The organism is Methylobacterium soli, from assembly GCF_008806385.1.
In the GTDB taxonomy this organism is placed as follows: domain Bacteria; phylum Pseudomonadota; class Alphaproteobacteria; order Rhizobiales; family Beijerinckiaceae; genus Methylobacterium; species Methylobacterium soli.
In genome coordinates, this window is sequence record NZ_VZZK01000044.1 from 1 (window position 1) to 22011 (window position 22011).

At 70.6% G+C, this 22011-nt stretch carries 18 protein-coding genes and 1 pseudogene; 12 read left to right on the forward strand and 7 right to left on the reverse strand.

From position 1 onward, the window contains the following. Window positions 1–704: 704 nt before the first annotated feature. A complete protein-coding gene (locus F6X53_RS27285; protein WP_151004307.1) occupies window positions 705–2207 on the forward strand; it encodes a phosphomannomutase/phosphoglucomutase in 1503 nt (500 codons plus the stop codon). A gap of 102 nt (window positions 2208–2309) precedes the next feature. Here F6X53_RS27285 and F6X53_RS27290 read toward each other — a convergent pair whose 3' ends face one another. Further along, a complete protein-coding gene (locus tag F6X53_RS27290) occupies window positions 2310–2786 on the reverse strand; it encodes a pilus assembly protein N-terminal domain-containing protein (protein WP_151004309.1) in 477 nt (158 codons plus the stop codon). A 358-nt stretch (window positions 2787–3144) separates the two neighbouring features. Here F6X53_RS27290 and F6X53_RS27295 point away from each other — a divergent pair, with 358 nt between their 5' ends. The 9 genes from F6X53_RS27295 (at window position 3145) to F6X53_RS27335 (ending at window position 12110) form a co-directional block, all read left to right on the forward strand. Further along, the gene (locus F6X53_RS27295; protein WP_151004311.1) at window positions 3145–3309 is read left to right on the forward strand and encodes a Flp family type IVb pilin; all 165 of its coding nucleotides are present in this window, start codon (window positions 3145–3147) and stop codon (window positions 3307–3309) included. Window positions 3310–3485: 176 nt separating this feature from the next. Then, entirely contained in the window at window positions 3486–3992 is a 507-nt protein-coding gene (locus F6X53_RS27300; RefSeq protein ID WP_151004313.1) for an A24 family peptidase, read from the forward strand. Between the two features lie 138 nt (window positions 3993–4130). Further along, window positions 4131–4934, forward strand: coding sequence for a Flp pilus assembly protein CpaB (gene cpaB / locus F6X53_RS27305; protein ID WP_151004315.1), 804 nt, complete (start codon window positions 4131–4133; stop codon window positions 4932–4934). 38 nt (window positions 4935–4972) lie between these two features. Then, complete coding sequence (locus tag F6X53_RS27310) at window positions 4973–6469, forward strand: type II and III secretion system protein family protein (RefSeq protein WP_151004317.1); 1497 nt, start codon at window positions 4973–4975, stop codon at window positions 6467–6469. Window positions 6470–6570: 101 nt separating this feature from the next. Further along, window positions 6571–7314 (forward strand): CpaD family pilus assembly protein, encoded by a 744-nt coding sequence (locus F6X53_RS27315; RefSeq protein ID WP_151004319.1) that lies wholly within the window; start codon window positions 6571–6573, stop codon window positions 7312–7314. A gap of 89 nt (window positions 7315–7403) precedes the next feature. After that, a complete protein-coding gene (locus F6X53_RS27320; protein WP_151004321.1) occupies window positions 7404–8648 on the forward strand; it encodes a CpaE/TadZ family protein in 1245 nt (414 codons plus the stop codon). Between the two features lie 46 nt (window positions 8649–8694). Then, window positions 8695–10158, forward strand: coding sequence for a TadA family conjugal transfer-associated ATPase (locus F6X53_RS27325; RefSeq protein ID WP_151004323.1), 1464 nt, complete (start codon window positions 8695–8697; stop codon window positions 10156–10158). After that, the gene (locus F6X53_RS27330; protein ID WP_151004325.1) at window positions 10158–11129 is read left to right on the forward strand and encodes a type II secretion system F family protein; all 972 of its coding nucleotides are present in this window, start codon (window positions 10158–10160) and stop codon (window positions 11127–11129) included. The genes F6X53_RS27325 and F6X53_RS27330 overlap by 1 nt, the downstream gene beginning before the upstream one ends. A 27-nt stretch (window positions 11130–11156) precedes the next feature. Then, window positions 11157–12110 (forward strand): type II secretion system F family protein, encoded by a 954-nt coding sequence (locus F6X53_RS27335; protein ID WP_151004327.1) that lies wholly within the window; start codon window positions 11157–11159, stop codon window positions 12108–12110. A 49-nt stretch (window positions 12111–12159) separates the two neighbouring features. Here F6X53_RS27335 and F6X53_RS27340 read toward each other — a convergent pair whose 3' ends face one another. Continuing rightward, the gene (locus F6X53_RS27340) at window positions 12160–13053 is read right to left on the reverse strand and encodes a tetratricopeptide repeat protein (protein WP_151004329.1); all 894 of its coding nucleotides are present in this window, start codon (window positions 13051–13053) and stop codon (window positions 12160–12162) included. A gap of 160 nt (window positions 13054–13213) precedes the next feature. On the opposite strand from F6X53_RS27340, the gene F6X53_RS27345 reads away from it, so the two are divergent. Further along, window positions 13214–14614 (forward strand): leucyl aminopeptidase family protein, encoded by a 1401-nt coding sequence (locus F6X53_RS27345; protein ID WP_151004331.1) that lies wholly within the window; start codon window positions 13214–13216, stop codon window positions 14612–14614. A 135-nt stretch (window positions 14615–14749) separates the two neighbouring features. Continuing rightward, window positions 14750–15181 carry a GNAT family acetyltransferase gene (locus F6X53_RS27350; RefSeq protein ID WP_210386420.1) on the forward strand — a complete coding sequence of 144 codons (432 nt, stop codon included), beginning with the start codon at window positions 14750–14752 and terminating at the stop codon, window positions 15179–15181. 9 nt (window positions 15182–15190) lie between these two features. Here F6X53_RS27350 and F6X53_RS27355 read toward each other — a convergent pair whose 3' ends face one another. From F6X53_RS27355 to F6X53_RS27375, 5 genes and pseudogenes are all read right to left on the reverse strand, one after another. After that, entirely contained in the window at window positions 15191–16363 is a 1173-nt protein-coding gene (locus F6X53_RS27355) for a M20 aminoacylase family protein (protein ID WP_151004333.1), read from the reverse strand. A 132-nt stretch (window positions 16364–16495) separates the two neighbouring features. Then, window positions 16496–16933: pseudogene (cueR, locus tag F6X53_RS27360) on the reverse strand (Cu(I)-responsive transcriptional regulator). Then, complete coding sequence (locus tag F6X53_RS27365) at window positions 16930–19497, reverse strand: heavy metal translocating P-type ATPase (protein WP_151004335.1); 2568 nt, start codon at window positions 19495–19497, stop codon at window positions 16930–16932. Before F6X53_RS27365 ends, cueR begins: the two are co-directional and overlap by 4 nt. 89 nt (window positions 19498–19586) lie before the next feature. Beyond that, window positions 19587–20858 (reverse strand): ATP-binding protein, encoded by a 1272-nt coding sequence (locus F6X53_RS27370; RefSeq protein WP_151004337.1) that lies wholly within the window; start codon window positions 20856–20858, stop codon window positions 19587–19589. Window positions 20859–20876: 18 nt separating this feature from the next. After that, window positions 20877–21938 (reverse strand): lysylphosphatidylglycerol synthase domain-containing protein, encoded by a 1062-nt coding sequence (locus F6X53_RS27375; protein ID WP_151004339.1) that lies wholly within the window; start codon window positions 21936–21938, stop codon window positions 20877–20879. Window positions 21939–22011: the final 73 nt, after the last annotated feature.

A 22011-nucleotide genomic window follows, 5' to 3' on the forward strand; every position in this document is an offset into this window, starting at 1 on the left:
GATCGCTTCCTCGACGAACAGCCGCCGGGCCGCGTCGCCGACCGGGAGCAGGTCTATCAGGCCTACTTGAAATGGCGCCAAGCCCGTCGAGCGTCGTTTGGGATAGCTCGTCGCTGACGAATATACTGAAATTATTAGAAGTCATGGGTTGAATCTGGGCGCCTAAAATGTGTTATTTAGCGCAAATCTACAGATATTGATTGAATTCACTTGTTTATATTGAAGTTATTCCAGTGGGACTTGTTGCGCTTCGTCTTGCGGAATCTGCCGGTGCTCGGTTACGGTAGCTTTCAGTGGCGCAACGCAGAGCCACGCGCTGAAGCCAAGGTTTTTGGCAGAACGAACCCATTTGTCATTTTTTGGCTTTCTAAGCCGGCTCGCGCTGATCGTTTCCAGTCTCCTGGAAGAACAATCTCATTCGTTTCAGTCGCAGCTTGCGTTAGCGTCTCCCTTCGCCAGGAGCCCGGTCGTCGCGTCGCTCCGTCTTGCGTTCACTTGGGGCCACTCGAGATCTTTTGGGGCGTTTCTGCTCTGGTCCTGAGAGTCTCGGCTTTATCAGCTTGATTTTCTTCGGATCTTAGACGGTGTTCCGCTATATTGTGACCTGAGAATCTCCAGGCTGCTTTGACGCTGGCTGCTACTTTTCCTTTTGCGGCCCTTCGGCTAAGCCCCTCGCCACCCAGCTCCTCATCGAAGGATCCGCGATGTTTCCCAAGCCGCACGCCTCGCTGACGCCGAACACCTTCGCGTTCGAGGAGCTGCCGCTGGTCAAGCCGACGGGCTTTCGCGAGTACGACGCGCGCTGGCTGTTCCCGCAGGAGATCAACCTGATGGGCGTGCAGGCCCTCGGGCTCGGGATCGCCACGCTGGTGCACGATCTCGGCGTGCGTCCCGACATCGTGACGGGCCACGATTTCCGCGCCTATTCCTCGTCGATCAAGCTTGCCCTGATCGCCGGCATGATGGCCGGCGGCCTGCGGGTGAAGGATGTCGGGCTGGCCCTGTCCCCGATGGCCTATTTCGGCCAGTTCGCCCTCGATTGCCCCTGCGTCGCGATGGTTACCGCCTCGCATAACGACAATGGCTGGACCGGCGTGAAGATGGGCGCGAACCGGCCCATGACCTTCGGTCCCGACGAGATGGGGCGCCTGCGCGAGATCGTGCTCGGTGGCACCTACCAGTACCGGGACGGCGGCAATTACGAATTCGTCGAGGGCTTCGCCCAGACCTACCTGGCGGACCTGAAGTCCCGGGCAAAGCCCATCACCCGCAAGCTCAAGGTGGTGGCGGCCTGCGGCAACGGCACCGCCGGCGCCTTCGCGCCCAAGCTCCTCGAGAGCCTGGGCGTCGAGGTGATCCCGCTCGACGTCGATCCCGACTACACCTTCCCGCGCTACAATCCGAACCCCGAGGACATGGAGATGCTCCACGCGATCGCCGCCAAGGTGAAGCAGACGGGCGCCGATGTCGGCCTCGGCTTCGACGGCGACGGCGACCGCTGCGGCGTGGTCGACAACGAGGGCGAGGAGATCTTCGCCGACAAGATCGGGGTGATGCTGGCCCGCGACCTCGGCAAGCTGCATCCGGGCGCGACCTTCGTGGTCGACGTGAAGTCGACCGGCCTCTACCACACCGATCCCGACCTGCAGGCCCAGGCGATCCGGACCGATTACTGGAAGACCGGGCATTCCTACATCAAGCGCCGCGTCAACGAACTCGGGGCGCTGGCGGGGTTCGAGAAGTCGGGCCATTTCTTCTTCAACGAGCCGATCGGGCGCGGCTACGACGACGGCCTCCTCACGGCCATCGCGGTGATCGAGATGCTGGACCGCAATCCGGACCGCACGATGGCCGATCTCTACCGGGCGCTGCCCAAGACCTGGGGCTCGCCGACCATGTCGCCCCATTGTGCCGACGAGGTGAAATACGGCGTGGTGGAGCGGGTGACGGAGCGATTCCGGGCCATGAAGGAGGCCGGCGAGCCGGTGGCGGGCGCGCAGATCACCGATCTTATCACGGTCAACGGCGTGCGCATCGCGACGGAGGACGGCACCTGGGGGCTGGTGCGGGCCTCCTCGAACAAGCCGGAACTCGTGGTGGTGATCGAGAGCCCCGTCTCGGAGGAGCGCCTGCACGCGATGTTCAAGGCGGTGGACGGCGTGTTGCGCGAGAATTCGGAAGTCGGCGCCTACAACCAGACGATCTAGCCAAAAGCCGACGAGCCAAGAGCTGACTAACCAAGGGCCGATCGGCCCGGGAGGCTCGCGAGTCGGGCCGAGCTTCGGCGGCGCTTCGCCAGCGGGAGCGCCTCAGCGCTCGGGCCCGCTCCCGGTGGCGAGCTTGCGGCGCGAATCGGCCTGTCCGCTGACCTCGCCGAAATATTTCTGCGCGTCGCCGAGCTGGACCGAGGGCTGGCAGTTCGGCGTGCAGGAATAGGATTCCCGGTCGAGGCCGCGCTGGACCGTGATGACCGCCGCCTGGGGGGCCTCGACCCGGATCATCGATTCGGCGAGCATCACGCCGCCGGCATCGAGGGCGATGAGGTTGGTCGAGCCGAAGCTCTTGCCCGTGAGGACCAGGACGCCGTTCTTCTGCAGCGTGACGTCGGCGATGAGCGGGTTGCCGACAATCACCGTCTGCGTGCGCTCGGGCAGCCGCATCACCTTGGCGTTGTCGACCAGCACCGTCACGATGGCGACCTCCGGCTGCGCTCGGGCGCTGCCCGTGCCGGCGAGGCCGAGGGCCAGGAGAGCGGCTGTGAGCGTGAGGCGGATCTTGCGACGCATCGGACGGTGACTCGGACGCTTGAGGGCGTCCCCGCGGATGCCGCGCCTGCGGGCCCGCGCTCTGGGACGAGGGCGCGACGCATCCGCGCCACTCCTGTCTCCACAGACAACACCAGATTGGTGAAGGAACCGCTAAATCAGCGAAGTCTCCGGAAAGGGATGCCTGACGCCGCCTCGCTATGTCCGCGTTCTTACACTTCTTTCACCATGATCCAATCCGGTCGGCCGGTCCTGGATTTCCCGGTTCGATTTAACGCAATTTCAAGGCGCATCGGGGCAATCTCCAGCGTGTCGCCGATCGAAACATCTCGGATCTTCGACGGTCACTACTCAAGTCGTTAGATCAAGGATCACCACCATGAAGAACGTCTTCAAGCGTTTTGCTTCCGATGAGTCCGGCGCCACCGCGATCGAGTACGGCCTGATCGCTGCGCTGATCGCCGTCGTGATCATCGCCGGCGTCTCGCAGCTCGGCACCAAGCTCAACGCGAAGTTCATCGCGATCTCTAACAACCTGAACTGATCGTCCGCGAACGCGGGCTCGCACGAGGCGGGCGGCGGAACGCGCCGCCCACCTCGTGCCGCATCCCGGCCCCTCGCGCGCCGGATGCCTCCTTCTCCCGCCTTCCCCGTGAGGCGGCCAGACCCGGCCGGTTCGGCCGGGCTTCTCCTTGGCAGCGCTGGTGCGGGCACGACGTCATGGCAACCCTGGGTCTCCTGATCGTCTTCCCCTTCCTGATGGCCTACGCGGCGGCCAACGACCTTCTGACGATGCTGATCCCCAACCGGATCTCTCTCGCGCTCACGGCCGCCTTCGCGGCGCTCGCCGCCACCGGCATCCTCAGTCCCGCCGAGATCGGCGCGCATCTGGGCGCGGGCGCCCTCGTCCTCGCGCTGACCTTCGGGCTGTTCGCCTCCGGGGTCATCGGCGGCGGGGACGCGAAGCTCGCGGCGGCCACCGCCCTCTGGCTCGGCTTCGACCAGCTCCTCGATTACGCGGTCGTCTCCAGCATGATCGGAGGGGCGCTCACCCTGGCGCTTCTCGCCGCTCGTTCGCAGCCCCTGCCCTTCACGGTGGCGCGGCTGCCCTTCGCGGCCCATCTCCACGACCGCAAGACCGGAATTCCCTACGGCATCGCGCTCGCTGCGGGCGCGCTGATCGTGCTGCCGGACACGCTCCTTTGGTCGCGGGCGCTCGCCGCCTGAGGGGCTGCGATGCCTGTGTCGTTCCTGGCCCGCCGCGGCCGGGGCGATAGTCAGGTCTCCTTAACCGTAATTTGACGATTCTCCTGCAAGTCTGACCGGACAGACGGCAATCCTGCCGTCGCCTCTCCCGGCCCGACGATGAAACCAGCGCGTCTTGCCGTCCTCGCCATCGCCCTCGTTGCGGGCGGCGGGGCCGCATTCCTGATGAGCGGCGAGGCGCCGCCGCCGGCGCCCGTCGCCAAGGCCGAGCCGCCGCCTCCCCCCGTGCCGGTCGCCGAGGTGCTGGTCGCCGCGGCAGAGCTGCCGATGGGGCAGACGCTGCAGGCCGCGGACCTGCGCTGGCAGAAATGGCCGGTCGACGCGGTGGCGGCGGGCTACATCACCCGGAGCACGGCGCCCAAGGGCGTCGAGGAGACCGCCGGATCGGTGATCCGCGCCTCGTTCCTGCCGGGCGAGCCGATCCGGGCGCAGAAGCTCGCGCGCCCCGGTGCGGGCTTCATGTCGGCGATCCTGCCGTCGGGCCAGCGCGCCGTCGCGATCGTCACCGACAGCCGCGGCACCAACTCGGCCGGCGGCTTCATCCTGCCCAACGACCATGTCGACGTGATCCGGACCTACCGCGACGAGGAGAATTCCCGCGCCTCGGGCACCGACGTGCAGGTTTCGCAGACCATCCTGCGCGACGTGCGGGTGCTGGCGGTGGGCCAGCTCATCCAGGAGAAGAACGGCACCAACGTCGTCACCGGCGAGACGGCGACGCTCGCCCTCTCGCCCTCCCAGGCCGAGACCATCACCCTCGCCCAGAAGGTCGGCGCCCTGTCGCTCGCCCTGCGCAGCCTCGCCGATTCCGGTCGCGAGCCCAAGCCGGACGAGACTCCGCAGCCGGTCGAGGCCGGCCTCACCGTTGTGCGCTTCGGCGTCTCCAAGCAGCAGACACGGTGATGCGCCCCCGTTCCGCCGGCCCCGAAAAGGCTTCCGCCATGACTTCGACCCAGCGCAACGCCGCGGCGGCCCTCGCCCTCACGGCCGCCCTCATGAGCAGCGTGCCGACGGCGCTCGCCGCCCCGGCGCGCGGGCGGGCCGATCCCACGCTCACCGCCGCTCCCGTCCTGACGGTGGGCCCGGCCGAGGCCTCGGCCTCGCGCAAACTCGAACTCACCGCCGGCCGCTCGGTCATCGTCGACCTGCCGACGGATGCCAAGGAAGTCTTCGTCGCCAACCCGAAGGTCGCCAACGCGGTGGTGCGCTCCACCCGCAAGGTCTTCGTGATCGGCATGGAGAACGGCACCACGTCGATCTTCATCCTGGACGCGGCCGGCAACCAGATCGCCGCCCTCGACGTCACGGTCGCGCGCGACCTCAACCTGAACATCCTGCGCCAGACCCTGGTGCAGACGATCCCGAACGGACGATTCGATATCCGGTCGAACGGCGATTCCGTGCTGCTCTCGGGCACCGTGAACTCCGCCTCGGAAGCCGCGCAGGCGGTCGACATCGCCAACGCCTTCGTGGGCCTCAACGGCACGGCCGGGACCACGCGCGGCACCGTCATCAACAACCTGACGATCCGCGACAAGGACCAGGTGATGCTGCGCGTCACCGTCGTCGAGGTGGCCCGCACGGTGCTCAAGCAGTTCGGGGTCAATCTCAGCGGCAGCTGGTCGAACCTCAACCTCGTCAACGCCGCACCCCTTTCCCTCTCGGGCGGTCAGTTCCCGAGCGGCAACCTGATCTCCGGGACCGTGACGGGCAGCGGCGGCGCCAGCCTGACCGCGACCCTGCGGGCCTTCGAGCAGGCCGGCGTGTCGCGGGTGCTGGCCGAGCCGACGCTGACGGCGATCTCCGGCGAATCGGCGAAATTCACGGCCGGCGGCGAGATCCCGGTCCCGTCGAGCCAGAGCTGCTCGCAGGCCTCGGGCCTGACCCAGCCGGTCTGCGTCGTCGGCATCACCTTCAAGTCCTACGGCGTCAGCCTCAACTTCACGCCGGTGGTGCTGGCCGAGAACCGGATCTCGGTCCGGGTCGGCACCGAGGTCAGCGAGATCGACCCCCAGAACTCGTTCAACTTCGTCGGCAGCAGTGGCCAGAGCACCGCGGTTCCGGGGCTCACGGTGCGCCGCTCCGAGACCACGGTGGAGCTCGCCTCGGGCGCCACCATGATGACGGCGGGCCTGATCCAGCAGAAGAGCAAGGCGGCCATCAGCGGCCTGCCCGGTCTCCTCAACCTGCCGATCCTCGGCGCCCTGTTCCGCTCCCGCGACTACCAGCGCCAGGAGACGGAGCTGATGATCATGGTCACCCCCTACATCGCCAAGGCGATGGAGGCGCGCCAGACCACCCGGCCCGATGACGGCTTCGTCGATGCGCAGGACGGCCAGGCCGTCCTCCTCGGCCGCATCAACCGCCTCTACGGCGTCGCCGGTGCGGCGCCCCTCGGTTCCGCCTATCGCGGCCGGGTCGGCTTCATCACCGACTAGGGACGCCGAGCCCCGCCCCGAGCCTTCCCGAAACCGCCGAGATCCCGCCGCCCGGCCAGCCGCCCGATGCCGAGCGCGTGCCGCACAGGATGCCCCGCACGATGACCCCGTCCGCTTCCTTCCGTCCGCCGCTGGCGCTGGTTGCCGCGACGGTGCTGGCCGCCTTCGTTGGGGCCTGCAACACCAACCGGGTCGCCACCACCGGTTCGATCGCGCCGGTCGATTACCGGGCCCGCCACCCGATCGTCCTGCTGGACGGCACCCGCAGCCTCGACGTGTTCGCGACCGGCCGCGGCCATCTCGACCCGCGCCAGGCCGCCGACCTCGACGCCTTTCTCCTCGAATACCGCCGCTACGGCCGCGGCGGCCTCGTGATCGACCTGCCGCGCGGGGTCTCGCCCGCCATCGGCGTCGCCGTCGAGCGCACCGCCGCGGCGATCCGCGGCTTAAGCGCGGAGAGCGGCGTCTCGCCCCGGGACGTGATCGCCACGGGCTACGCGGTGGCCAATCCGGCCTTGGCCTCGCCGATCCGTCTCAGCTTCCAGCGGATGGAGGCGAAGGTCACCAGCCAATGCGGGCTCTGGCCGCGCGACCTCGGCGTCAGCGACCCCGCCTACACGTTCAGCAACGAGCCGGCCTGGAATCTCGGCTGCGCCACGCAGGCGAACCTCGCCGCCTCGGTCGCCGATCCGATCGACCTCATTCGCGGCCGCCCCGAGGGCCGCATCGACACCGTGCGCCGCACCCAGGACATCGGCAAGCTGCGGGAAGGCAAGGATCCGTCAACCCAATGGCGGCAGGATGGGCAGACGAGCGTCAAGAGCCAGGTTGGCGGCGGCGGCTGAGCCTCTCCCCCGCGCCGCCCTCCCCCGATCCGCCCGCCCGATCTGACCGCCGCAATCGATTGATCAGGCCTCGAGCCAGAAAGCCCGCCATGCCGGACCATCCCGAGACGCCAGAGCGCATCATCGCCCCGGTGCCGCGGATCACGATCCAGGCGTTCTGCGAGACCGCGGACACGGCCGGGACGATCGAGGCGGCCGGCCAGGACCGGCGGATGCAGAAGGCCCATATCAAGGTCCAGATGGGCGGCGCCCCCGCGGCCGTGGAGGCCTACCGGCACGCGCCGACCCCCAACGTGATCATCATCGAGACGCAGGGCGCGAAGGCGAAGCCCCTCGAATGCCTCGACGCCCTCGCGGAGGTCTGCGACCCCGGCACCAAGGTGGTGGTGGTCGGCCACGTCAACGACGTGTCGCTCTACCGCCAGTTCATCCAGCGCGGCGTCAGCGACTACCTGATGGCGCCCCTCGATTCCCTGAGCCTGATCGTCGCGATCTCGGACCTGTTCAGCGCCCCCGGCGTGAAGCCGGTCGGGCGCACCATCGCGGTGTTCGGCGCCAAGGGCGGCATCGGCGCCTCGACGGTGGCGCACAACCTCGCCTGGTCGATCGCCCGCGGCCAGGACATGTCCACCGTGATCGCGGATCTCGACATCGCCCACGGAACCGCGAGCCTGAACTTCAACCAGGACCCGCCCCAGGGGATCGCCGAGGCGGTCTTCGCCCCCGAGCGCCTCGATGCGGCGCTGGTCGAGCGCCTGCTCTCGAAATGCAGCGACAACCTGTCCCTGCTCTCGGCCCCGGCGAGCCTCGACCGGACCATCGATCTCTCGGAATCGGCCTTCGACGGGCTGATCGACCACCTGCGCGCCGCGGTGCCGTGCATCGTCCTCGACATGCCGCACCAATGGTCGGCCTGGAACAAGCGCGTCCTCGTGGCGGCCGACGAGATCGTGATCGTGGCGGGCCCCGACCTCGCGTCGCTGCGCAACGCCAAGAACCTGTTCGCGGCGCTCCAGGCCGGCCGCCCGAACGACCGGCGCCCCCGGATCGTGCTCAACTGCGTCGGCATGCCCAAGCGCCCCGAGATCGGGGCGGCGGAATTCGCCAAGGCCCTCGAGGCGCCGCTCTTCGCCAGCATCCCGTTCGAGCCGGCCCTGTTCGGGGCGGCGGCGAATAACGGCCAGATGATCGCCGAGCTTCAGCCCGGCGCGCGATCCTCCGAGATCTTCAGCGACCTCGCCGCCGCCCTGCTCGGCCGGACCGAGATCCGCAAGGGTCGCGGCAGCCTGCTGGAGCCCCTGCTCGCCAAGTTGGCGCGCCGGAAGGCCTCCTGAGGCACGCCGGTGACCGAACCCGCCCGCAGAGCCGAGGATCGCCCCCATGTTCGGTAGACGGCAAGGCGCATCGGCGGCGTCCGCGCCCGCCCCGCTCCAGGCGCCCGCACCGACCGCCGCGCAGGCGCCGGCGAGATCGGCCGCGCCGGTGCTTGTGCAGGAGAGCGCGCCCGCCCGGCGGGTCGAGCCGATGGCGATCGCCCAGGAGAACCAGCGCTCCGAGGATTACTACCGCACGAAGAGCATGATCTTCGGCGCCCTGATCGAGGCCATCGACCTCGCGCAGCTCGCCCGCCTCGACGGCGATACCGCCCGCGAGGAGATCCGCGACATCGTCTCGGAGATCATCGCCCTCAAGAACATCGTCCTGTCGATCGCCGAGCAGGAGGAACTGCTCGACGACATCTGCAACGACGTTCTCGGCTACGGGCCGCTCGAGCCGCTCCTTGCCCGCGACGACATCGCCGACGTGATGGTGAACGGCGCCAGCCGGGCCTTCATCGAGGTGAACGGCAAGATCCAGCTCACCAATGTGCGGTTCCGCGACAACCAGCAATTGATGAACATCTGCCAGCGCATCGTGAGCCAGGTCGGCCGGCGCGTGGACGAGGCCTCGCCCATCTGCGACGCGCGCCTGCCCGACGGCTCCCGCGTCAACGTCATCGCGCCGCCCCTCGCCATCGACGGCCCGGCGCTGACGATCCGCAAGTTCAAGAAGGACAAGCTCACTCTCGACCAGCTCGTGCGCTTCGGCGCGATCTCGCCCGAGGGCGCCGAGATCCTGAAGATCATCGGCAAGGTCCGCTGCAACGTGGTGATCTCGGGCGGAACGGGCTCGGGCAAGACCACATTGCTCAACTGCCTCACGGCCTTCATCGAGCACGACGAGCGCGTCATCACCTGCGAGGACGCGGCCGAGCTGCAATTGCAGCAGCCCCACGTGGTGCGCCTGGAGACGCGGCCGCCCAACATGGAGGGCCAGGGCCAGGTCACCATGCGCGACCTCGTCAAGAACTGCCTGCGCATGCGGCCCGAGCGCATCATCGTCGGCGAGGTGCGCGGCCCGGAGGCGTTCGATCTCCTCCAGGCCATGAATACCGGCCACGACGGCTCGATGGGCACGCTCCACGCCAACTCGCCCCGCGAATGCCTGTCGCGTATCGAATCGATGATCACGATGGGCGGTTTCACGCTGCCGTCGAAGACGCTCCGGGAGATGATCTGCGGCTCGATCGACGTGATCATCCAGGCGACCCGCCTGCGCGACGGCTCGCGCCGCATCACCCACGTCACCGAGGTGCTCGGGATGGAGGGCGACGTCATCACCACGCAGGACCTGCTGCTCTACGACGTCCTCGGCGAGGATGCGCAGGGCAAGCTGATCGGGCGTCACCGCTCCACCGGGGTCGGCCGGCCGAAATTCTGGGAGCGCGCCCGCTATTACGGCGAGGATCGCGCCCTCGCGGCCGCCCTCGATGCCGCGGCCGTCCTCACCGGGGTGGACGCCTGATGAGCGCCCTGAACGTCCCGCTCGCCGCCGGCCTCGCGGCCGTCGCCGCGGGCGCGGTGGCCTACGCGTTCGTGCTGCCGCTCTTCTCGGGCGAGCGCCGCGCCGCCCAGCGCCTCAAGACGGTGAGCGCCTCCGCCTCGGCCTCGGCCACGCGCGGCGTCACGGTCAACCGCCGCGAGCAGGTGGCCAAGACCCTCAACGAGATCGAGGCGAAGTCCAAGGGCAAGAAGGTCTCCCTCGATCTGAAGATCACCCGCGCGGGCCTGACCTGGTCGACGCGCACCTACTACGTGGTCTCGGCCATCCTGGGCGCCGCCCTCGGGCTCGCCGTGTTCACCCTGACGGAGAACCCGTTCGCGGCGCTCGGCGGTCTCTTCGCGGGCGGCGTCGGCCTGCCGATCTATCTCCTCAGCTGGCTGCGCAAGCGCCGGATCGCGAAGTTCATCAAGGAGTTGCCGAACGCGGTCGACGTGATCGTGCGCGGCATCCGCTCCGGCATCCCGGTGGGCGATTGCTTCCGCATCGTCTCCCGCGAGGCCGAGGAGCCCGTCCGCGGCGAGTTCAAGAACGTGGTCGAGACCCAGGCGCTCGGCCTCTCCCTGAACGAGGCGGTCGGACGCCTGTTCGAGCGCGTGCCGGTGCCGGAGGTGAACTTCTTCGTCATCGTCATCAACATCCAGGCGCAGTCGGGCGGCAACCTGTCGGAGGCGCTCGGCAACCTGTCCAGGATCCTGCGCGAGCGCCGCAAGATGGCCGGCAAGGTGCAGGCGATGAGCATGGAGGCCAAGGCCTCGGGGGGCATCATCGCCGCCCTTCCCTTCGTGGTGACCTCGATCACCTACCTGACGAGCCCGGACTACATCTCGCTGCTCTGGACCACCGACATCGGCAAGATGGCGCTGGCCGGCTCCGCGCTCTGGATGTCGATCGGGGTCTTCACCATGAAGAAGATGATCAACTTCGACATCTGACGGCCGGATCCGGGAGCCTTGTTCGGAATGATGATCGAGACGCTGCTAGATCCCCGCTTCATCGGCGTGGTGCTGACGGGCGTCGCCGTGGCGGCGACGGCCTTCGCGGTGCTCCAGCCCCTGATGGAGCCCGACCGACTCGCCCAGCGGATGAAGCTCGTCAGCGACGAGCGCGAGGCGATGCGCCGGCGGGAGCGGGAGCGCCTCGCCAAGAAGGTCACCCTGCGGGTCGAGCCCAAGGCCTACATGAAGCGGGTCGTCGAGCAGTTCGACCTCAACCGCTGGCTCGGGACCGAGGCGGCCAAGCGGCAATTGATGATGGCGGGCTATCGCGGCGCGGGGGCCGAGACGGGCTTCCTGTTCTTCCGCCTGATCATGCCGATCGTCCTGACGCTCGGCGCCGTGTTCTACCTCTTCGTGCTCGAGGTCCTCGACCAATCCCTCATGGTCCGCCTCGGCCTGGTGATCCTGGCGACGTATCTGGGCATCAAGGCGCCCGAGCTGTTCCTGATCAACAAGTCGAAGAAGCGCCAATCCGAGGTGCGGCTCGCCTGGCCCGATGCCCTCGACCTGACGCTCATCTGCGTCGAGTCCGGCATGGCCGTCGAGAACGCGTTCCGGCGGGTCTCCACCGAGATCGCCGCCCAGTCGGTGGTGCTCGCCGAGGAGCTCGCCCTGATGACGGCCGAGCTGTCCTACCTTCCCGACCGGCGGGCCGCCTACGAGAACCTCTCCAACCGCATCGGGCTCGACGCCGTGAAGGCCGTGACCACGGCCCTGATCCAGGCGGAGCGCTACGGCACGCCGGTGGGCTCGGCCCTGCGCGTCCTGTCGCAGGAGAGCCGCGACCAGCGCATGAACGAGGCCGAGAAGAAGGCGGCGGCGCTGCCGCCCAAGCTCACCGTCCCGATGATCCTGTTCTTCCTGCCGGTCCTGTTCGTCGCCATCCTGACGCCGGCGATCATCCAGATCACCCGCTGACCCCGGGACGGAGCCCGTCGCCGAGCTGTCTCGGCGCCGGTTCCGGTCCTCAGCCGCGCGGAGCGGGCTTGCGGGCGGTCTTGTCGGCGGCCTGACCGGACTTCCGAGCCAGGAAGGCCCGGAGCGAGGCCACGTTGGCGGCGGCCTCCTCGGGCGGCAGGACCCGGCGGAGCGTGGCCTCGGCCTCGGGGAGATTGCCCTTGAGGCCGAGCACGAGGGCGAGGTTCTGGTGCACCCGGGCATCCGCCCCGGGCTGCCCGGCGGCCAGCTGCAGGGTGGCCTCGGCCTGATCGAGTTGGCGGGCCAGCGCGTAGGAGAGCCCGAGATTGGACAGGACGGTGGGCTCGTTCGGGCGGATCTTCAGGGCCGCGTCGTAGAAGCCCTGGGCACGGGCGTGGTCGCCGAGCTGGTCGGCGACCGAGCCCTGGGCCGAGAGCACGCGCCAATCCGGCTGGGCCGGGGTGTGGGCGTTCTGCAGCACCTCGGCGGCTTCCTGCAGCCGTCCGACTTCGGCGAGCGCCTTGCCGTAGGCGGCCAGAACCGCGGTGTTCCGGGCGTTGCGCAGAGCGGCCTGCTGCAGCACGGCCACCGCCTGGGTGAGCTGGCCGGTGGCCCGCAGACCCTGCGCGTAGCGCATCGCGATGCCGAGATCGTTCGGCGCCTCGGCGTATTTCGTCCCGAGCGCGTCGACGTCGCGCCGGCTGATCCGCCGGGCATCGCCCCCGCCCGAGCCGAAGCCGAGAACCGAGGGCAGCCCCGACGCGAATCCCGACGGGGGGGCTGAGCCGATCGAGCCCGTGGTCTCGGGCGAGCGCGACTGGCACCCGGCCGCGAGGACAACCAGGAATGCGGCCGCCCCGAGCCGAGCGGCGCGCCGGGCGCCGGACCCGCCGGCCGAGGCTCGCGCCGATCCCGCGGTGGCCGTCGATCGCGCCGTGATCATGTTCCGCTCCGGAGGTGGACCCACGCTTCCCGGGTCCGACCCTGCGGTGATAGAACGTTAACCCTAACCCAGGGTTAAGAGCCTTCCCGCCCGAACCGGACCGCGTCCGTTGTGGGAGGGCGCGAGACCCGCGTTGCCCCACCCTCCCGGCATCCCGCGCATGACCTCTTCCTCCCCTGCCCCGTCGCATCCCGACCTCTTGCCCGCGGGCCCGGATGCCATTCCGGTCCGCTGCGTCGGCATCGCGGATTGGCCGGAGGCCGAGGCGTCGCTCCCGCCGGCGCAGGCCGCCTACGCGCGGGCGATCGATTTCGCCCCGAAAGCCGGGCGCCTCGCGCTGCTGCCCGCAGCCGACGGCCGCCTCGCCGGCGCGCTGTTCGGCCTCGGCGACGTCGCGGCGCCCGGCTACGACCGGCTGCTGCCGGGCCGGCTCCCGGGGCTGCTTCCGCCCGGCACCTACCGGATCGTGGTCGAGGGCATCGACCCGGCCGACGCCGCCCTGGCCTGGCTCCTCGGCAGCTACCGCTTCGGGCGCTACCGGACCGCCGCCCCCGAGCGCCCGCGCCTCGTGGCGCCGGAGGGCGTCGACGGGGCCGAGATCGGCCGGATCGCCGCCGCGGTCAGCCTCGGGCGCGACCTCGTCAACACGCCGGCGAACGATCTCGGGCCCGCCGAGATCGAGGCTGCCGCCCGCGCCCTCGCGGAGCGCCACGGCGCCGCCATCACGGTGACGTCGGGCGAGGCCCTCGCCCGCGATTTCCCCCTCGTCCACGCGGTCGGGGCGGCCTCCCCCCGGGCCCCGCGCCTGATCGAGCTCGCCTGGGGGCCCGAGGGCGCGCCCGCCGTCATCCTGGTCGGCAAGGGCGTCGCCTTCGACACCGGGGGCCTCGACATCAAGCCCTCGGCGGGCATGCTGCTGATGAAGAAGGACATGGGGGGCGCGGCCGCCGCCCTCGCGGCCGCCGACATGGTGATGGGCGCGGGGCTCGCCCTGCGCCTGCGGGTCCTGATCCCGGCCGTCGAGAACGCGGTGTCGGGCAATGCCTTCCGGCCCGGCGACGTCCTGGCGAGCCGCGCCGGCCTCAGCGTCGAGATCGGCAACACCGACGCGGAAGGACGCCTGATCCTGGCCGATGCGCTGGCGCTCGCCGATGCCGCCCGGCCCGACCTTCTGATCGACTTCGCCACGCTGACGGGCGCCGCCCGCGTCGCCCTCGGGCCGGACCTGCCGGCCTTCTTCACCGAGGACGACGCGCTCGCGGGCGAGATCGCGGAGGCCGGGCGCTCCGCGATCGACCCGGTCTGGCGCATGCCTCTCCACATCCCCTACGCAAGCCTGCTCGAGTCCAAGGTCGCGGATCTCAACAACGTCTCGGGCGGGCCCTTCGCGGGGGCGATCACGGCCGCCCTGTTCCTGCGCCGCTTCGCGCCCGAGACCCGCGCCCACGTGCATTTCGACCTCTACGGCTGGAACCCTTCCTCGAAGCCGGGCCGTCCCGAGGGCGGCGAGGTCCAGACCGCGCGGCTCGTCTACGCGCTGCTGAAGCGCCGCTACGGCTGAGGCCGCCCGGCCGGCCGAGATCGGTGCGGTGGCGCGGCTTCTCGGGCCGGGCCACCGCGCTCCGTTCTCCGCCGCGTCGTCCTCCCGATGTCTCGATCTCCCGACGTCTCGATCTCCCGCTGCCCGAGGGGCCCGATGGACGAACCTCTGATCCGCGAGATGCGCGACGCGGACACCGATGCGGTCGTGGCGCTCTGGCACGCGGCCGGGGTGTCGCGGCCCTGGAACGACCCGGTGACGGATCTCGCCTTCGCGCGGCGGAGCCCGCACGCGACGGTGCTGGTGGCAGCCGACCATCGCCGGATCCTCGCCACCGCCATGGTGGGTGAGGATGGCCACCGGGACTGGGTCTACTACGTGGCGGTCGATCCGGCGCATCAGGGCACCGGCCTCGGCGCGGCCGTGATGGAGGCCGCGGAGGGCTGGCTGCGCCGCCGCGGCATCTGGAAGGTCCAGCTCCTCGTGCGCGCGGACAATGCCGCGACCCGGCACTTCTACGAGCACCGGGGCTACCAGGACACCCGCACGCTCTGCCTTCAAAAGATCATCGGGGAGGCGGCGGGCTGAGGCGCCGCCTCACCCCGAGAGCGGCAGCCCCGTCTCGATCAGTCGGGCCCAGAGGGAGGCGCCGTAGGGGGCGGCCGCGTCGTTGAAATCGTATTCCGGATGGTGGAGGCCGGCGCTGTCGCCGTTGCCCATGAAGATGTAGGCGCCGGGCCGGTGGGCCAGCATGTAGGAGAAATCCTCCGCCGCCATCAGGGGCGCGACGTCGCGGTCGACGGCCGCCTCCCCGACGATCTCCGTGGCCACGTCGGCCATGAAGCGCGCCTCCGCCGGGTGGTTCTCGGTCACCGGGTAGCTGCCGCTATACGCGATGGCGCCGTGCGCGCCGAAACCGTCGGCGACGTGGCCGACGATGGCATCGATGCGCGCCTTCATGGCGTCGCGCACGGCCTGCGACAGGGCCCGCATGGTCCCCCGCAGGGTGACGCTGTCCGGCAGCACGTTGAAGGCCTCGCCGGCTTCCAGCGCGCAGACCGAGACCACCGCCGATTGGAGGGGGTCGACCGAGCGCGCGACGATCGATTGCAGGGCCACGATGACGTGGCTCGCGACCAGGACGCTGTCGACGGCGAGCTGCGGGATGGCGGCGTGGCCGCCCTTGCCCCGGATCGTGATGGTGAAGCGGTCGGTCGAGGCCATGATCGGCCCGGAGCGGATGGCGAAGCGGCCGAGCGCCATCCCCGGGATGTTGTGGAGCCCATAGACGCTCTCGACGCCGAAGCGCTCCATCAGCCCGTCCTTGACCATCGCCTCGCCGCCGCCGCCGCCTTCCTCCGCCGGCTGGAAGATCAGCACGGCGGTGCCGTCGAAATCGCGGGTCTCGGCGAGGTACTTGGCGGCGCCGAGCAGCATCGCGGTATGCCCGTCATGCCCGCAGGCATGCATCCTGCCCGGCACGGTCGAGCGGTAGGCCAGGTCCCGCACCTCCTGAATCGGCAGGGCATCCATGTCCGCACGCAGGCCGATCGCCCGGTTCGAGGCATGCCCGCGTCCGCGGATGACGCCGACGACGCCGGTGCGCCCGATGCCGGTGGCAACCGCGTCGCAGCCGAAGGCCCGGAGCTTGTCGGCCACGAAGCCGGCCGTACGCTCCACGTCGTAGAGCAGTTCCGGATGGGCGTGGAGATCGTGCCGCCACGCGGCGATCTCGTCCGCGAAGGCGGCGATGCGGTCGATGACGGACATGGATCGGGCTCGCGGCAGGAACCGGGCGACAGGGCTTGGCCCCGACGGAGCAAACAGGAGGCCAAGGGCGGGGTCAACGGCCAGGCTTGCCCGGCGCGCGGCCCGGCCGCGCGTCACGCGCCCGACTTGGTGTCACGCGTTCGACCTGGTGTCACGCGTCCCGGGCGCCGTGGTGGCGAGATCGTCGAGGATCGGGCAATCGGGGCGCGCATCGCCGCAGCAATGCTCGGCGAGATTGCTGAGGGTGCGGGCCATGCCCTGCAGTTCGGCGATGCGGCGCTCCAGGGCGGCGACGTGGTCGAGCGCGATGGCCTTGACCTGGGCGCTCGCGCGATCCCGGTCGCGCCACAGGGCCAGGAACTCGCCGATCGCCTCCACGGGAAATCCGAGGTCGCGGGCACGGCGCACGAAGCGCAGGCTGTGCAGGTCGGACTCGGCGTAGTGGCGTTACCCGGTCCCGGTGCGCGCGGCGGCCGGCAGCAGGCCGATCTCCTCGTAGTAGCGGATCATCTTGGCCGAGACGCCGGTGCGGCGCGCCGCTTCGCCGATCGTGATGGGGGCGGCGCTCATGCCGGGCGCTCCACCAGAGCCGCGCGGGCGCCGGATGCCGCCGCCCCGCGCCCGCCCGCCCGGCGCAGGCGCAGCGCGTTGCCGACCACGAAGAAGCTCGACAGCGCCATGGCGCCGGCGGCCAGGACCGGCGAGAGCGCCGGCCCGCCCACGAGGGTGAGCACGCCCGCCGCCACCGGGATCAGCGCGACGTTGTAGGCGAAGGCCCAGAACAGGTTCTGGCGGATGTTGCGCATCACCGCCCGCGAGAGGGAGAAGGCCTCGACCAGGGCGCCGGGATCGCCCGACATCAGGACCACGTCGGCGCTCTCGACCGCGATGTCGGTGCCGGTGCCGATGGCGAGGCCGATCTCCGCCTCGGCCAAGGCCGGCGCGTCGTTGATGCCGTCGCCCACGAACGCGACCGCGCCGTGGGCGGCGCGCAGGCGCTGCACCGCCTCGACCTTGCCGCCGGGCAGCACCTCGGCCGCCACCTCGGCAATGCCGAGCGCCCGCGCGACGCCTTCGGCGGTGCGCCGGTCGTCGCCCGTCACCATCGCGACGACGAGCCCCTGCGCCCGCAGCGCCGTCACCGCCTCGGCGGCGCCGGCCTTGACCGGATCCGCCACGGCGACGAGCGCGGCGAGGCGCTGGTCGATGGCGACGTAGAGGGGGCTGCGGCCGGAAGCCGCCAGGCCTGCGGCCTCCGCCGCGAGGCTGTCCGTGGCAACGCCGAGGCGTTCCATGTAGCGGCGCGCGCCGATCGCCACGTCGCGGCCGGCGACGCGGCCCGCGATGCCGTAGCCCGTCACGGTCTCGAAGGCCTCGGGGTCGGGCAGAGCGAGGCCCCGGGCCCGCGCCGCCGCCACGACGGCTCGGGCGATCGGGTGCTCGGATCGGCTCTCCAGGGCCGCGATTGCGGCGAGCACGGCCTCGTCCCCGAAGCCCGGTGCGGGAACGAGGTCGGTCAGGGTGGGGCGGCCCTCCGTCAGGGTGCCGGTTTTGTCGAGGGCGACGACCCGCACGTCGCGCAGCGCCTGCAGGGCGGTGCCGTTGCGAAACAGGACGCCTTGCTCGGCCGCCCGGCCGGTGCCGACCATGATCGAGGTGGGCGTCGCGAGGCCCATGGCGCAGGGGCAGGCGATGATCAGCACCGCGATGGCGTTGACGAGGGCATGGCCCAGGGCCGGCGCGGGCGCGAAGGCGAGCCAGGCCAGGAAGGTGACGAGCGCGAGCCCGATCACGGCGGGCACGAAGCGCCCTGTGACGCGGTCCACCAGCGCCTGGATCGGGAGTTTCGCTCCCTGTGCCGTCTCGACCATGCGGACGATCTGGGCCAGCACCGTCTCGGCGCCGACCGAGCCGACCCGCAGGTCGAGGCTCCCCTGGCCGTTCACGGTGCCGCCGACCGTCGCGGAGCCCGCACGCTTGGCGACGGGGGCCGGCTCGCCGGTCACCATGCTCTCGTCGACGTAGCTCGTGCCCGCCACGACGGTGCCGTCGGCGGCGATCCGCTCGCCGGGGCGCACCCGTACCACGTCGCCGCGCTTCAGCGATGCGAGGGGCACCTCCGTCTCGGCTCCGTCCCGCACCACGCGGGCGGTCTTCGGCGCAAGGTTCATCAGGCGGGCGATGGCGGCCCCGGTTCGGCCCTTGGCCCGCGCCTCCAGGGTACGGCCGAGCAGGATCAGGGTGACGATGAGGACGCTCGCCTCGAAGTAGAGATGCGCGGTGCCGGCCGGCAGCAGGCCGGGCGCCAGGGTCGCCGCCAGGGAGTAGAGGTAGGCCGCGCCGGACCCGAGGGCGACCAGCGCGTTCATGTCCGGATGGCCGCGCAGGAGGCCCGGTAGGCCCAGCAGGAAGAAGCGCCGGCCCGGCCAGGCGAGGACCAGGGTCGCGAGCGCGGCCTGCAGGTAGGCGGCGCCCGGCACCGCGCCGTGCAGGCGCGGGACGAGATGGCCGCCCATGTCGAGGACGACGATCGGGAGGGACAGGAGCGCGGCCGCCACGAGGTCGCGCCGCAGTGATCGCGCCTCCAGGGCCTGGCGGGCCTCGCGATCACCGGCGCCGGCCTCCGGCGCGGGGCTCGCGCCGTAGCCCGCCGCGCGCACCGCCTCGACGAGGTCGCCGGCCGTGACGAGGCCGTCCGGATGGCGCACCTGCGCCTCGCCGGTCGCGAGGTTCACGCTGACCTCGCCGACTCCCGCCACCCCCGCCAGTGCCCGCTCCACCCGGACGACGCAGGAGGCGCAGGACAGGCCGTCGAGGCGCAGCCGGGTGGTGACGTCCGGGACTGCGTAGCCGGCTCCCGCCACCGCCCCGGCGATTTCCGCCGGCCCGGCGATGTCGGCCGGCCCGGACCCGGACCGCGTCAGGGCGGCACGGCCGGTGGCGAGGTTCACCGACACCTCGCGCGCCCCCGGCAAGCCGGAGAGCGCCCGCTCGACGCGGGTGACGCAGGAGGCGCAGGACAATCCCGCGACGGGAAAGCTCAGGCGTCGTTCGGCGGCGCCGGAAACCGGCGGGGTCGCGCTCGGGGGGCTGGCGACGGGCGTGGTCCGGGACCGGTCGGTGGAGATATCCATGCCCTCCCATGTGGGGCTTCCCATGATGGGAAGGTCAAGGCCTCCGGGGCTCGACCCTGAGGAATCCCGGACCTGCGCTCCTCCTGGCTCTAGGGCGGCCCGTCTTCCTGCGCGGGCAGGCTCACCCGCACGGTGGTGCCGGCATCGACGGTGCTCTCGATCGTGAGCCGCCCCCGATGTCGGTTGAGGGTGTGCTTCACGATGGCAAGACCGAGGCCTGTGCCGCCCTGCTGCCGGCTCGAGGCCACGTCGACCCGGTAGAAGCGCTCGGTCAGCCGCGGGATGTGCTCGGGCGCGATGCCCGGCCCGTCATCCTGCACGACGAGCTCGATCTGGGCCGCGCCGCGCCGGTCGTCCTGGGCGCGGGCGAGCCCGACCCGCACGGTGCCGCCGCCATACTTCACGGCATTCTCGACGAGGTTCTCGACGACCCGCATCAGCTCGTCCCGCTCACCCAGCACCGGATAGCGCCCCGCCTCCGCCTCGAACGCGATGCGGACGCCGCGCTCGCTGGCCAGCGCGCTCTGGGTCTCCACCATCTGCCGGGCGATCGGTCCGAGATCGACCACCTGCGTCGGCACCACGTGCTCGCGCAGCTCGATCCGCGAGAGGGAGAGCAGGTCGTCGATGAGGCGGGTCATCCGCTGCGCCTGGCTCAGCATGATCGCCAGGAAGCGCTCGCGGGCGGACGTGTCGTTGCGGGCGGGTCCCTGAAGGGTCTCGATGAATCCCACGAGGGAGGCCAGCGGCGTGCGCAGCTCGTGGCTGGCATTGGCGACGAAATCGACCCGCATGGTCTCCAGGCGCCGGGCCGAGGTGAGATCGCGCAGGAACAGCACCACGTTCGGCTGGCCGGCTCCGGCCGGCGCCGGGCCGCCATTCGGGGCCGGCATCGGCAAGGCGCCGATCTGCACCTCGAAGACCCGCTCGGTCGGCACCCGGGTGGCGTAGGCGGTCTTGAGGGGCTGGCCGCTGCGCAGAACCTCCTCGATCCCGTCGAGGACGTCGGGCGCGCGCAAGGCGAAGGAGAGCGGGTGGCGCAGCTTGAGGTTCGGCATCAGCGCGCGGGCGGCGGCGTTCGCCTCGATCACCACGACGCGCCGGTCGATCAGGATGACGGGGTCGGGGATATTGGCAAGCAGCGCCTCCGCGATGGCCGGTCGGCCCGGCCCGGTCGTGCCGGTCTCGGAGCGGGGGGCTCGCTCGCTGCGGCGCCCGAGCAGGCCGGCGACCGGGATCGCCGCGAGCGCGACCGCGAGGAAGACGAGGTCGAGCCCGCCACGCAGCAGCGCCACGACGCAGAGGAGCGCGGCCGCGAAGGCCGCTCCGGCAAGGGCCGATCTGCGGGCGTCGGGCAGCATCGCATCAGGCTCTCGCGGCTAGGCCCCGCCCGGCGGCGTGGTGCGCACCGCGCGGGCGCGCTTCGTGATCTCGTAGGCGCCGAGCATCGCCAGGGCCACGATGAAGGGCACGAGATAGTAGCAGACCCGGAACAGCAGCAGCGAACCGAGCACTTGGTCCCGCGGCAGGCTCGAGAGCGCCAGCAGGATGGTCGCCTCGAACACGCCGAGGCCGCCTGGCGCATTCGAGGCGATGCCGAGCATCGCCGCCAGCACGTAGACGGCCAGGAAGGTGGTGAAGCCGATGGTGAGCCCCTGGGGCAGCAGCACGTAGAGCACGGCCGCCGCGGCGCAGACATCGCCGATCCCGACGATCATCTGGCTCAAGGAGACGGAAGCGCCGGGCAATTCGAGCCGCCATCCCTTCACCTTCACGCTGCGCCGCTTCAGCGACACCCAGGCGAGATAGCCGAGGACGGCGAGCAGAGCGGCGAGCCCCGCCCCCTGGTTCAGGCGGATCGACGTGAAGGTCAGCCCCGCGAGCTGCCCCGCCTCGGCGATCAGGCTGAGGCCGAGCACCACCCCCATGCCGAGCCAGAAGGTGAAGCCGGCGATCACCGTCAGGGCCGCGATCTTGGCCGCCGACAAACCCCTGTCGGAGTAGATCCAGTAGCGGATCGTGCCGGCCGTCAGGAGCGGGAAGCCGAGGGTGAAGCTCACCGCGTAGCTCGTGAAGGAGGCGAGCGCGGTGATGCGGTAGGGGACCTTCAGCTTGAGCTGGCGCAGCGCCAGCGCGTCGTATCCGGTCAGGAATAGGTAGCTGACGAGGACGAACAGGAAGGCGAGGCCGAGTTGCCCCGCGGTCGCGGCCGTGAAGGCGGCATGAAGCTCGGCCCAGGTGACGGTCTGGACGAGCTTCCACAGCACGCCGAGCGAGACCGCGAACAGCACGATGCTGGCGGCCGTGCCGATCCAGGCGTAGCGGCCCTTGAAGCCGTGCTTGCGCGCGACCTCGGGCACGCCGGCCGCCTCGGCCGTCCGATCGGCCTCGAGGGCCTCGGCCGCGTCGAGCGCCTTCTGCTCATGTCCCGCAAAATTCATATCGATCGGCGTCCGCCTCCGCCGGTTGTCCGCTCGGCCCAGGAAGGGCGGCGCGACTGATTCCGAGCTCATG

What these genes read in the sequence shown, in the direction of transcription:
- F6X53_RS27285 (WP_151004307.1), top strand. Translation starts at nt 705, where the DNA reads ATGTTTCCCAAGCCGCACGCCTCGCTGACGCCGAACACCTTCGCGTTC.
- F6X53_RS27290 (WP_151004309.1), bottom strand. Translation starts at nt 2,786, where the DNA reads ATGCGTCGCAAGATCCGCCTCACGCTCACAGCCGCTCTCCTGGCCCTC.
- F6X53_RS27295 (WP_151004311.1), top strand. Translation starts at nt 3,145, where the DNA reads ATGAAGAACGTCTTCAAGCGTTTTGCTTCCGATGAGTCCGGCGCCACC.
- F6X53_RS27300 (WP_151004313.1), top strand. Translation starts at nt 3,486, where the DNA reads ATGGCAACCCTGGGTCTCCTGATCGTCTTCCCCTTCCTGATGGCCTAC.
- cpaB (WP_151004315.1), top strand. Translation starts at nt 4,131, where the DNA reads ATGAAACCAGCGCGTCTTGCCGTCCTCGCCATCGCCCTCGTTGCGGGC.
- F6X53_RS27310 (WP_151004317.1), top strand. Translation starts at nt 4,973, where the DNA reads ATGACTTCGACCCAGCGCAACGCCGCGGCGGCCCTCGCCCTCACGGCC.
- F6X53_RS27315 (WP_151004319.1), top strand. Translation starts at nt 6,571, where the DNA reads ATGACCCCGTCCGCTTCCTTCCGTCCGCCGCTGGCGCTGGTTGCCGCG.
- F6X53_RS27320 (WP_151004321.1), top strand. Translation starts at nt 7,404, where the DNA reads ATGCCGGACCATCCCGAGACGCCAGAGCGCATCATCGCCCCGGTGCCG.
- F6X53_RS27325 (WP_151004323.1), top strand. Translation starts at nt 8,695, where the DNA reads ATGTTCGGTAGACGGCAAGGCGCATCGGCGGCGTCCGCGCCCGCCCCG.
- F6X53_RS27330 (WP_151004325.1), top strand. Translation starts at nt 10,158, where the DNA reads ATGAGCGCCCTGAACGTCCCGCTCGCCGCCGGCCTCGCGGCCGTCGCC.
- F6X53_RS27335 (WP_151004327.1), top strand. Translation starts at nt 11,157, where the DNA reads ATGATGATCGAGACGCTGCTAGATCCCCGCTTCATCGGCGTGGTGCTG.
- F6X53_RS27340 (WP_151004329.1), bottom strand. Translation starts at nt 13,053, where the DNA reads ATGATCACGGCGCGATCGACGGCCACCGCGGGATCGGCGCGAGCCTCG.
- F6X53_RS27345 (WP_151004331.1), top strand. Translation starts at nt 13,214, where the DNA reads ATGACCTCTTCCTCCCCTGCCCCGTCGCATCCCGACCTCTTGCCCGCG.
- F6X53_RS27350 (WP_210386420.1), top strand. Translation starts at nt 14,750, where the DNA reads ATGGACGAACCTCTGATCCGCGAGATGCGCGACGCGGACACCGATGCG.
- F6X53_RS27355 (WP_151004333.1), bottom strand. Translation starts at nt 16,363, where the DNA reads ATGTCCGTCATCGACCGCATCGCCGCCTTCGCGGACGAGATCGCCGCG.
- F6X53_RS27365 (WP_151004335.1), bottom strand. Translation starts at nt 19,497, where the DNA reads ATGGATATCTCCACCGACCGGTCCCGGACCACGCCCGTCGCCAGCCCC.
- F6X53_RS27370 (WP_151004337.1), bottom strand. Translation starts at nt 20,858, where the DNA reads ATGCTGCCCGACGCCCGCAGATCGGCCCTTGCCGGAGCGGCCTTCGCG.
- F6X53_RS27375 (WP_151004339.1), bottom strand. Translation starts at nt 21,938, where the DNA reads ATGAATTTTGCGGGACATGAGCAGAAGGCGCTCGACGCGGCCGAGGCC.